9 protein-coding genes, 1 pseudogene and 1 riboswitch are annotated in these 12,085 nt (G+C 34.6%); of the genes and pseudogenes, 3 read left to right on the top strand and 7 right to left on the bottom strand.

Going from position 1 to position 12,085, the window contains the following annotated elements; translation table 11 throughout:
- Positions 1-202: pseudogene (locus tag P8M54_RS13575) on the bottom strand (homoserine acetyltransferase); the annotation flags it as partial.
- Between the two features lie 78 nt (positions 203-280).
- Positions 281-389: riboswitch (SAM riboswitch) on the bottom strand.
- Between the two features lie 178 nt (positions 390-567).
- Positions 568-771 carry a hypothetical protein gene (locus P8M54_RS13570; protein ID WP_300288486.1) on the bottom strand — a complete coding sequence of 68 codons (204 nt, stop codon included), beginning with the start codon at positions 769-771 and terminating at the stop codon, positions 568-570.
- 692 nt (positions 772-1,463) lie between these two features.
- On the opposite strand from P8M54_RS13570, the gene metK reads away from it, so the two are divergent.
- On the top strand, positions 1,464-2,714 hold the full coding sequence (gene metK, locus P8M54_RS13565; protein ID WP_300288485.1) for a methionine adenosyltransferase: 1,251 nt from the start codon (positions 1,464-1,466) through the stop codon (positions 2,712-2,714).
- Positions 2,715-2,885: 171 nt separating this feature from the next.
- Here metK and P8M54_RS13560 read toward each other — a convergent pair whose 3' ends face one another.
- From P8M54_RS13560 to P8M54_RS13550, 3 genes are all read right to left on the bottom strand, one after another.
- A complete protein-coding gene (locus P8M54_RS13560; RefSeq protein ID WP_300288484.1) occupies positions 2,886-3,398 on the bottom strand; it encodes an outer membrane beta-barrel protein in 513 nt (170 codons plus the stop codon).
- 128 nt (positions 3,399-3,526) lie between these two features.
- The gene (locus tag P8M54_RS13555) at positions 3,527-6,262 is read right to left on the bottom strand and encodes a carboxypeptidase-like regulatory domain-containing protein (RefSeq protein WP_300288482.1); all 2,736 of its coding nucleotides are present in this window, start codon (positions 6,260-6,262) and stop codon (positions 3,527-3,529) included.
- Between the two features lie 42 nt (positions 6,263-6,304).
- Entirely contained in the window at positions 6,305-7,201 is an 897-nt protein-coding gene (locus tag P8M54_RS13550; protein ID WP_300288481.1) for a GLPGLI family protein, read from the bottom strand.
- A gap of 111 nt (positions 7,202-7,312) precedes the next feature.
- Between P8M54_RS13550 and P8M54_RS13545 the strand changes: the two genes are divergently transcribed.
- Entirely contained in the window at positions 7,313-8,104 is a 792-nt protein-coding gene (locus P8M54_RS13545; RefSeq protein WP_300288480.1) for a hypothetical protein, read from the top strand.
- Entirely contained in the window at positions 8,104-8,718 is a 615-nt protein-coding gene (locus P8M54_RS13540; protein ID WP_300288479.1) for a deoxynucleoside kinase, read from the top strand. Before P8M54_RS13545 ends, P8M54_RS13540 begins: the two co-directional genes overlap by 1 nt.
- A 95-nt stretch (positions 8,719-8,813) precedes the next feature.
- Here P8M54_RS13540 and P8M54_RS13535 read toward each other — a convergent pair whose 3' ends face one another.
- Together P8M54_RS13535 and P8M54_RS13530 are read right to left on the bottom strand one after the other, a co-directional pair.
- Positions 8,814-11,282, bottom strand: coding sequence for a sodium-translocating pyrophosphatase (locus P8M54_RS13535; protein WP_300288478.1), 2,469 nt, complete (start codon positions 11,280-11,282; stop codon positions 8,814-8,816).
- A gap of 117 nt (positions 11,283-11,399) precedes the next feature.
- Complete coding sequence (locus P8M54_RS13530) at positions 11,400-11,930, bottom strand: inorganic diphosphatase (protein WP_300288477.1); 531 nt, start codon at positions 11,928-11,930, stop codon at positions 11,400-11,402.
- Between the last annotated feature and the right edge of the window lie 155 nt (positions 11,931-12,085).

The following is a 12,085-nucleotide window of genomic DNA, read 5'->3' as shown; positions in this document are numbered from 1 at the left end:
TCAATAATTGATTCATCATTTTGTAAGCCGCTAGCTGAAATCTTTTTTCTAGTTTCTCACCGTGGTAGTTCAACCAACTCTCCACTTGAAAAGTTTCGAGTTGGGTATTGATATCGCGATTGAATTTCTCTTTGAATGACTCTGGCGTGCGGTAACACAGCATGGCGTGTATGCGTGCGTCCTCGATTGGTTTTTTATCCAATGTCAAATCTTTTATTGTTTGATTTGTATTTGGAAATATTAAAAAGAAAAAACTAGGTGTATTCTAGAAAAATTCTTGTTGTTATCTTTCCACTTTTGGGAGTGGTAGAATGCAGCACCTTCTTCGATTGCTCGAAGGGTTGCTAAGGATTCATCGGGTCTATTCCCTCTTCCTTTCTTTATAACATTTCAATACGTGTATGAACTACGAAGGGCAAATTAACTACTTATTTTTTTTATTTGCAACTATATTCAGCTTTGATTTCGTTTTAGTCTTAAGCTAAAATAAAAACGCAAGGAAAAAATGAAGTTCGAAATTCAGTTCACCTTGCGTGTGTTAGACCAAAAAGTATAGCGTACATCACTTTAGATAAAAAGTGTATCATTCTCTTTTGAGTACATCAAAAACTGTAGAGAATTTGGTGTCTTACTGCTGTTTTTCGCTTCAAAATCGTTGATTCCAAACCTTGGATTGATTAAATCATCTACTGTAAAGATAATTGGACTTTTCTTTGTTCTTAGGTTTTTAAAAAAACCTATTGCTTTAGATATGCTATTAATTGCTTTCATATTTTTATCGAATTAGTTGTTGTTTTTAATACTTACTGCTTTTGTCGAGTTTCCTTCAAGTTAAAAAAAAAGCCTCCCAAATATTGGGAGGCTGCTGCAAACTTATATATAGTATAAGGCAATCACTTCCCAATGGATGATTTCGATTTCATTTTTAAATTAACAAGAAGAATTAAATTCATTTTTGGTATTTTATTTTCACAAATTTCAAGAATTTTTACATTCCTACCTAATGATTTACAGTATTTTAACATTGATTTAATCAAAATAGTATAATTTCATAACATAGACCTAAAATAGTATAACAATTACGCTTTGTATTCTGAACAAATTGTTAAAATCGCACACTGTTCTTTTAAAAAGATCCTACAATCGTACCTAAATTTCAACGATTACTCTCTTAAAAGCACCTTATACATAAAAATCATTCCATTTGAAGACTATAAAAACTACCTAAAAATATTTTTACAACAAAAAAGAGCGGTTTAATTTGTAATTCAAAATGGTTTCCTACCGTTGCACTCGAATACAAGAGGAACAATTTGAACTGATTGCAACCTCTTCATAATGAATGGAATTCATTATGACTACTGAAAAAAAAATCAGTAGAAAAAATGCTAAAGCAGAAACTCTCCTTTAGCCTTTATAGTTGCATTGTTTTTTCCTCGCTTAATTTAAAAATACTATATATTATGGCTTATTTATTTACGTCAGAATCTGTGAGTGAAGGACATCCAGACAAAATTTCAGATCAAATTTCAGACGCATTAATTGACAACTTTTTAGCTTTTGATGCCAACTCAAAGGTAGCTTGTGAAACTTTAGTAACTACAGGTCAAGTTATATTGGCTGGAGAAGTAAAGTCTAACACCTATTTAGATGTGCAACAAATTGCACGTGATGTAATCAAAAAAATTGGCTACACGAAGTCAGAATATATGTTTGAGGCAAACTCTTGTGGTATTCTTTCTGCTATTCATGAGCAATCTGCTGATATTAATCAAGGAGTTGATCGTTCTAGCCCAGAAGAACAAGGAGCTGGAGATCAAGGAATGATGTTTGGATATGCTACTAATGAAACAGAAAATTTCATGCCATTAGCATTGGACCTTTCTCATAAATTATTGCAAGAATTAGCAATTTTAAGAAGAGAAAATAACGAAATCACTTATTTACGTCCTGACGCTAAATCACAAGTGACTTTAGAATATAGCGACGACAACAAGCCTACTCGTATTGACGCGATTGTTATTTCGACACAACACGATGATTTTGACGAAGAAGCAACGATGCTTGCTAAAATCAAAAAAGATATTGTAGAGATCCTAATTCCTAGAATCATCGCAAAAAATCCAACAAATGCTCATTTATTTAATGGCGCAATTACATACCACATCAACCCTACTGGAAAATTTGTAATTGGTGGACCTCACGGTGACACTGGTTTAACTGGTAGAAAAATCATCGTAGATACTTACGGAGGAAAAGGCGCTCACGGTGGTGGTGCATTCTCAGGTAAAGATCCATCTAAGGTTGATAGAAGTGCTGCTTATGCTACACGTCATATTGCTAAAAACTTAGTTGCTGCAGGTGTTGCTGACGAAATTTTAGTACAAGTTTCTTATGCTATTGGTGTTGCAAAACCAATGGGGATTTTTATTGAGACTTACGGAACATCAAAAGTAGACTTGACAGATGGACAAATTGCGAAAAAAGTAGAAGCTATTTTTGACATGCGCCCTTACTTTATTGAGCAACGTTTAAAATTAAGAAATCCAATTTATAGCGAAACTGCTGCTTACGGGCACATGGGACGCACACCAGAAACAGTAACAAAAACATTTTCTGCACCAGGAGGATTAACTAAAACAGTTGAAGTAGAATTATTTACTTGGGAAAAACTAGACTTTGTTGATCAAGTTAAAGCTGAATTTGGATTGTAATTAATCCTACCGTTTATATAGGAAGGCTGCTTTTAATTAAGCAGCCTTTTTTTATGTCTTAATTTTTGTTAGCACACAGCATAAACGTAGCAATCACTTTAAACTAAAAGCTGACTATAAAGCATAAAAAAGGCTGCCTAAAAAGACAGCCTTTTAAATAGTTTACAAAACTTATAATTTATAGGTAATACCTAATTTAGCACCACTTACAACGTTGCCGCCACCTAATTGAAGATTTACTCCAAAATTCTCATTGAAGAAATAACGACCACCAACTTGCAAACCTAAACCGAAATTATCAGCTCCTGCATAATTGTATGAATTTCCATTTTGCTTAGATGACCAATTGTAGTAATTTAAGTTAGCTCCTGCATAAAAATCCCACTCACTAGGAATATCTAATATTTCATTAAAATGGTAATTACCGTTTGCTTGGATTCCAAAAATTGAACTTTTCACATCTCCAAATCCACCACCAATACTTTGGTTATAAGACTGGTAAGAAAGCTCACCACCAATAGTAAAGTTGGTAGCGATACCATAATCAAGTCCTGCATAAACAGGCGTTCCCCATCCTGAAGTTCCTAATCCTGCGTTTAATTGTAATCCACCTTCTTCTAGAGGTGCTTGCGCACTTGTAAATCCAAATGCAAAAAATGCTTCTAATAAAGCAATTTTTTTCATAATCTGTTTCTTTGTTTGTTTGTTATTTCTTTGCCAGCAAACGCTATAGCATTCCAAATGCGAAAATAGTAATTTCCCTTCTACTTACGCCTCAGTTTTACTGAAAATTATAAGAATTTAGCAACAAATTACAAATTATATTTCAAACTAAATATTATATATCGAGGTTGCACCATATACTGCGAAGTTCTAAAACCTGTTTGGCTAAAACTATCGTCATTCAACGTTTTAGTATTTAATAAATTGGTCGCCGCTACTGTATACTCCATTTTGGCATCTTTTTTACGGAAGTTTAAACTTGCATTAAGGAACTCGTACTTGTTATTGACTGTCCCTTGAGAATTAGAATAATTGTATTTATTATAATCAGCGGTAAATGAAAAACTTTTCAAGAAAAGGTAATCCACTTTTGCAAAGGGTTGCTTGGTTTTAAAAATCGTATTTTGGTAATCATTTAATGATAATGAATACCCTACTTCTAGATTAGGCCAAACTTTAAACTGTGTTCCTAATGAACCTCTATAGCTTTGAGTAAAACTATTAGTCGTTTGTACAAAATCAATAGTAGGATTCGTTGGATCATTCGGATTTGCTCGTAAACTGTTGAATTTTGACCAGTTTAAATTCACATTTACCGATGCCTTGTAATATTTCAGAAAAGAACGTTGGTACCCTACTATTCCGTTTAAATTCTCATTCTCAAAATCGGCATTCACTTTTTCACTAATTTGATTTATACCTGTAAAATAAGCTCTGTTTACAACTGGATTGGTCGTTTTACTGTAATTAATATTACCAAACATCGTAGTGAAATTATACAGATTGTATTTAAAATAACGCAAGGAATGTGTTTCTTGCAATGCGTTTTCTAAAAATCGATTTCCTCTACTAAAGGAATTAAAGTTAGAAAAAACATATCCCTGTACGAATGAGCTAATGTCATTAAAAACGTTGGCTTTTCTAAAGTTGTACGTGATTGATTCTGATTTTTTAATTTGATATTGTGCAAATAGATCTGGTAAGAATCTGCTAAAATTATCTTCTTGTTTCGTTCCCAATTGCTGGTTGTTCGTATTGTACTGGTGCAAACTAATACCCGGATTGAATGTGAATTTACCCGTAATAAATTTATAATGTGCTCCCACGTAGGCGTCGTTAAAACGGTATTGCACATCGTTTCTATAATCTGGGTCATTTAACGGTGATTGTGTACCATTATCCAATAACTGATAGATTGACGAATTATAATCTTGAAACAAGTTTGTGTTTCCTACCGTAATGTTCAAATTACTTTTAGCGGTCAAGGAATAATAGTAATCCGCTTTTACATCCAGCTTGTTTGTTTTCACAAAACGATCTTGATTGATATTAAAACTACTTTGATTGCCGTTAAAACCTAAAAAAGGAAAAGGATCTCTTAATAGATCTGGGTTATAAAACGGGTCTTCATCTTGATACAAATGTTGCATTTCCAGAGACCAAGTGCTTTTTTTGTTCTGTGTCCAAAACATATTCACACTTTGATTGACCGCTACTGGTTCTTGTTTTTTAAAGGATTTAATGATGTTATTTTGAGAAACATTCCCGTTAGGATTAAATGTAACCGAATTAGTAACGACATCATTGTCCTCTGTTTGGGTCGACTTTCGGTATGAAACATCGTAATCGAATTGAAAATTGGTATTAGGCTTGAATTTAGAACCTAATTTAAAGATTGCTAAATTGTTTCTTAGATTAGAATTATCCGTTCTATTCTCTGTGGTACTGATGTCCGTTGAATTAGGTTGAAAAATACCACTTTTACTTTGGGTGTTGGTCAATGTTATATTTGAAGAAAGCACTCCAAAAGCACTCAAACTCCATTTTTTAGACATTTGATGCGTCAAGTTCATTGCTCCAAATCTATTGTCGATATCCGCAGCTCTATTATCGCGAGCCGTAGATATTCCCAAATCATTCGTCGAAACATTAAAATTAGTTCCACTTTTACCAATCGTATTTCTTGACCCTCCAGTTAATCTAAAATAATCTCTAATGGAAAACGGCACATCTCCAATATTATTAAAATTAGTCAATACATTGACACTTGTTTTAGGGCTGTAGTAAAATAATTTTGGATTGATGATAAATCGCTCGCCAAAATCTGTTCCTGCTGAAATATCTCCAAACCAAAAATTCTTCTTTCCTGATTTTAACTTGATATTAATAGCTACATCATCGTTGTTGTTTTCTAGCCCTTTTAACTGACTTACATCGCTAAAATTTCGCAATACTTGGATTTTATCAACTGCATCAGAAGGGATGTTTTTAGAACCTAACTTTGTATCTCCTTCAAAAAATTTCTTCCCATCAACTAACAATTGAGTAACCTTTTTCCCTTCGACTTCGATTTCACCATCAGCATTTACCTCAACACCTGGCAATCTTTTTAAAACGTCCTCTAATTTTTTTTCAGTTCCTGTTTTAAAAGAATCGGCATTATAAACAATCGTATCTCCTTTTATTGACACTGGCATTTCACGCACAATTTCAACTCCGTCCAATTCGATTCCCCCTTCATCAAGAACTACCGTTTTAGTAATATTCTCGGCAGCGGTTGTTAATTGAATCTCTTTATTCTGCATTCCTAAAAAACTTACCTTAATCGTGTAAGCGGTATTAGGTTTCAAATTAAGAGAGAATTTCCCCTTGTCGTTCGTAATCGCATAGGCATCCATGGCCTTTGTAGTGGTGTTAACGGCCATGACATTTGCCATTTCTAAACCTATTGCCTTAGAATCTGTAATGACTCCCTCCAACTTAACAGATTGACTAAATGAAAATAAGCTCGTGAAAAAGAATAAAAGAAGTAGTGATTTTTTCATATTGGTTGTATTAAAAAAGATCGTGTTACCGAAAGTTGCTACTTAATTACCAATTCTAAATTGTCCACCACCATTACCACCTCGGCCTTGGTACATCTCTCTCATTTCTTGCATCTTTTTTAAGCTGGTTTCATCAAATTCTTTTTGACTAATTAGCTTACCTTTAGTTGGTGCTTTGATCTCAGTTTTAGTTTTTGGATTTAAAACCACCTTGGAACACAAGATAACCGTAGTACCATCATTTACTTCCAAAATCAATCCTGGTAATCCCCAATATTTGTCAGGACCTTGGTTTACAGGAATTTCTGGAGTGTACCAAGCGGTAACAATTTTTTCTTTGGGCATTTCAAGGTTATCCATGAAGTTGGTTTTCTTCTCTTTATCCTCTTTTTTGTCGGCAGTTGCGGTTTTATCATCGTCTTTTCTTGATCTCAAGTTTCTGAAATCACTTTGACTAACCGGAATTACGGCCGTTGCTTTAAAACAATTGTAGCCACCTATCACTCTAGTTTCGCTTTCCATTTTCCAATTTAAACTGGAAAGAGAATCTTTTACTAAAAACTCTTTACCCATTAAATCTTTGTCAATAGAATAGTATTTCTCTTTAACATTTTTATACAAGGTACCTCCACCACCGGTCATGGACATCATAAATCTCATTCCACCTCCTTGTGCCGGACCTTCTAATCGTTCTTCTTCTTTATAAATAGATGCCGTTTTATCAAAATTCAACATGAAGGTTTTTTCAAACATGGCTTTCATACCTTCTTCCATGTTTTTTTGCATTTCAGGAGTCACATTCCTGTTTCCTGCCATTCTGTTTTTAAATTCAGCCGTACTAGTTTTAGACTCATAGACTGCCATACCCTGAAAAGATTGAGCATTAGCTCCCAAATAGGTTAAAAAAATCAACCCTAAAGTTCCCATTATTTTATACATAGCTTTATAATTTTTAAAGTAAGACTATTCGTAAACTGTTTTGTTACACTGCATTTAAAAAATAATAAGACTCTGTAAATGGTAAAAGGTTTAATTGTACTTTAGCTCTTGATGAAAAAAATAGTATTACTCTTTATTATTCTCCTACACTTTGGTGTTTTTGCTCAAAATAAAATGAGTGAAGTCACGCTACTAAATACTATGGCATTAGTAGCTGAACAAATAATTGGCCAAGATCAATTTGGCTTTACCTATTATAAGACTAACAATGTTTTTTATAAAATGAAAGATGGTATATCCTTCGAGTACAAAAACATTTCATTAGGAACAATAACCAAAGTTGATATCAAAAATCCATTGAGGATACTACTGTATTACGAGAACTTCAACACGGTTATCCTGTTAGACAACCAACTGAACGAAATTCAAAAAATTAATTTTTCTGAAACTAACAATTCTCTTCTAGTAAGTAAAATTGGAATCGCTTCTCAAAATCAGTTATGGGTATTTAACGAATTGTTGCAACAAATAGGGCTCTATGATTATTTAAAAAATGAATACAAATCGATTTCAACGCCCTTAACTGTTAAGATAAAAAAATACCAAACTAACTTCAACTCTTTTGAGTGGATCGATGAAAATAACATTTGGTATCGTTGTGATTTATTTGGAAAAGTAACAAAAGAAACCAAAGTACCTGATTTTGATCAGTTGTTATTGCTTAGTGACAAGGAACTAATTTATGCATCAAACCAGCATTTGTATCATTTTGACGGAACTAAAAACGAAGTTAGCCCACTCAAAATTTTAGAAAAAAGCTTCACTAATTTTGATTACAAAGACCAAATTTTATCTATTTTTACAACCGAAGGAATTATCAATTATAAAATCACAAGACCGTAATGCACATAGCAGTAGCAGGAAATATAGGTTCAGGAAAAACAACATTAACACGCTTACTGGCAAAACACTTTAAATGGGAGCCTCATTTTGAAGACGTAGTAGACAATCCGTACTTGGATGACTTTTACCATCAAATGGAACGTTGGTCGTTTAATTTACAAATCTATTTCTTGAATAGTCGTTTCCGTCAGGTAATGCAAATTCGCGAAAGCGGTAAGAAAATCATTCAAGACCGGACCATATATGAAGATGCTCATATTTTTGCGCCAAACCTTTATTCTATGGGGTTGATGACAAACAGAGATTTTCAAAATTATTCGTCTCTTTTTGAGCTGATGGAATCTACGGTAAAAGCACCTGATTTGCTAATTTACCTAAGAAGCTCTATTCCTAATTTAGTGGGACAAATTCACAAACGAGGACGCGAATACGAAAACTCTATTTCGATTGATTACTTAAGCCGATTGAACGAGCGGTACGAAGCTTGGATTCACTCTTATGATCGCGGTAAATTACTAATTATAGATGTGGACAACATTAATTTTGTAGACAATCCCGAGGACCTTGGAAATATCATCACTAAGATTGATGGGGAATTAAACGGATTGTTTTAGTTTTTTCTGCTGCACAATTTTTTAAAAAATAGTACATAACAATAAAAAATGCCTCATTTTCATGAGGCATTTTTTGTTATTACATAAAGATAGCATTACTTGAGTCCATCAATTTTAGACTGTACTTCAGCCTCTGTCCCTTCAAATTTTTGAACATCTTGTTTACCGTCTATTGTTGTTGTAACCGTTGCTGTAACTTTTCCATCAACATTAGTTTTTTCGATAGTAACTTCTTTAGACATTCTTTTAGTAGTTTCTCCTGTTGCATTCATAAACTTACAGGTAGCGCTTTTACATCCTTTCGCCATACACTCCTCTTTTGACATTGAAGTACATTCCTTCATAGACATACAACAAGATGCCATACCTTTATCAGTGATCGTGTGAGTTCCACTTCCTAAAATTGGCGCCATTACTAAACCTATCAAACAGGTTAATTTGATTAAAATATTCATTGATGGACCCGAAGTATCTTTAAATGGATCACCAACTGTATCTCCCGTAACCGCGGCTTTGTGTGCATCTGAACCTTTGTAGGTCATCTCGCCGTTGATCATCACTCCTGCTTCGAAAGATTTTTTAGCATTGTCCCAAGCTCCTCCTGCATTGTTTTGAAAAACAGCCCAAAGCACTCCTGAAACCGTTACACCTGCCATATAACCACCAAGCATTTCAGCAATTAGTTGGTTATTATCTGCGTAAACTAGTTTGCCCAAAAGTACAATAGCAATAGGAAAACCAATCGTCATAATACCTGGTAACATCATTTCGCGTAAAGCGGCTTTTGTCGAAATATCTACACATTTAGCGTATTCAGGCTTGCCTGTACCTTCCATGATTCCCGGAATTTCCTTGAATTGACGACGCACTTCATACACCATATCCATCGCTGCTTTCCCAACCGAATTCATCGCTAGGGCGGAGAAAACCACAGGAATCATTCCACCCACAAATAACATTGCCAGTACTGGCGCTTTGAAAATATTAATTCCGTCGATTCCTGTAAACGTTACATAAGCAGCAAATAAAGCCAATGAAGTTAATGCTGCCGAGGCAATCGCGAAACCTTTTCCTGTTGCAGCCGTAGTATTTCCTACTGAATCTAAAATATCTGTACGTGTTCTCACTTCTTTAGGCAATTCGCTCATCTCAGCAATTCCACCTGCATTGTCTGATATTGGTCCAAAAGCATCAATTGCTAATTGCATTGCAGTAGTGGCCATCATAGCTGATGCTGCCAATGCAACACCGTAAAAACCTGCTAGTGCATAAGTAGACCATATTGCTGCTGCAAATAATAAAACGGTTGGGAAAGTCGAAATCATTCCGGTAGCTAGACCTGCAATTACGTTTGTCCCCGCTCCAGTTGACGATTTTTGAACAATGGCCATCACTGGTTTTGTTCCTAATCCTGTATAGTATTCCGTTACTGAAGAAATAGCTCCACCCACAAACAATCCAATTAAAGTTGCATAAAACACTCTCATAGAAGAAATGTCTTGGCTTCCTTCACCAAAGAATTCCATTTTCATTGTTTCTGGCAACATATATTGTACTAAGAAATAGCAAGATACTGCGGTTAAACCAATTGAAACCCAATTTCCAATATTTAATGCTTTTTGAACTTGTGGTTCTTTAGCATTGTCATCTGTAATTTTAACTAGTAGTGTTCCAATGATTGAAAATAAAATACCAAAACCTGCTATGGCCATTGGTAATAAAATAGGTCCTATTCCGCCAAAGGCATCAGCAATACTACCTCCCATATCTTTAATCACATAATTCCCTAATACCATTGCAGCTAAAACAGTTGCTACATAGGACCCAAATAAATCGGCTCCCATTCCGGCTACATCTCCAACATTGTCACCCACATTATCTGCAATTGTTGCTGGATTTCTTGGATCATCTTCGGGTATTCCAGCTTCGACTTTACCTACTAAATCAGCACCTACGTCCGCAGCTTTGGTATAGATTCCACCACCTACACGGGCAAACAATGCAATCGACTCAGCTCCCAATGAAAAACCAGCTAGTGTTTCCAAGACAACCGTCATATCTTCGGAGCTAGTCCAAACCCCGTTCATAAAATAATGAAAAAAGAAAATAAAGAAACCGGTCAAGCCAAGTACAGCCAATCCTGCAACTCCTAATCCCATCACCGTTCCTCCACCAAAGGATACTTTTAAAGCTTGCGGTAAACTAGTACGCGCAGCCTGAGTTGTTCTAACATTCGTTTTGGTGGCTATTTTCATTCCCATATTCCCTGCTAAGGCCGAGAAAAACGCACCAAAAACAAAGGCAATAACTATAAATAAATGCGTCTGAACGCCTTCGATTTGTGTAATTCCGGCTAACACAACACTTGCAATAACTACAAAAATAGAGAGCAACCGGTATTCGGCTTTTAAGAAAGCTAATGCGCCTTCATAGATGTAATCTGAAATCTCTTTCATCTTACCGTCTCCGGCATCTTGTTTTAATACCCACGATCGTTTCATCCACATGAAAAGCAGTCCTACCACTGCCATAACTATTGGCAAATAAATCATAATTGAATTCATAAATTTGTTTTTTTTTGGTTGTTGGTTAATAATCAATAAAGTATAAAAACGAATTTAAACAAAAAAGCAACACTCTTCACAGAATGTTGCTTTTTTTATAAATTATCAGGGGAAATATTATTTAATACTAAATAATCCCTCTGGTTTATTTTCGATTTGATCAAAACGTTCAGTACATTTTCTGATGATTTCATATGCTTCATCAACATTTCCCCATCCGCCTACGTCAACCGTTTTATTTTCAAGGTCTTTATACACTTGGAAAAAGTGCTCGATTTCTTTTAGTAAGTGTGGATTCATATCTGATAAATCATTTAATGAATTCCAAATAGGGTCAGAAACAGGTACGCAAATTACTTTTTCGTCTGGTCCTTTATCATCTGCCATATGGAAAACCCCAATTGGTTTTACCTCCATTACACAACCAGGAAAAGTAGGCTCGTTTACTAAAACCAATACATCCAATGGATCACCATCTAAAGCAAGAGTTTCAGGAATGAAACCATAATCAGCTGGATACATCATCGAAGAGAATAACATTCTATCAAAACGCATTCTTTTGATTTCGAAATCATATTCATATTTATTTCTACTTCCTCTTGGAATTTCGATAAGTACATCGAAAGTTTTTATTTTGTCTGCAGTCATTTTAGTTTTGTCTAATGTTCATTTTAATTTGGCTGCAAAAGTAACTCAAATACCCTTTTATAACAAAAAATTTTATGGTTAAAACCACCTAAATATAGCTTTCTAGCTCATAACTATTAAAAATAAAAACCAATCGAGGCTTTTATAGTGAAGTT

The sequence above is a fragment of the Flavobacterium sp. genome, from assembly GCF_029242675.1.
Lineage (GTDB): Bacteria > Bacteroidota > Bacteroidia > Flavobacteriales > Flavobacteriaceae > Flavobacterium.
Note: the sequence above shows the minus strand (reverse complement) of the source record. Positions and strands in the feature narration are given on the sequence as shown.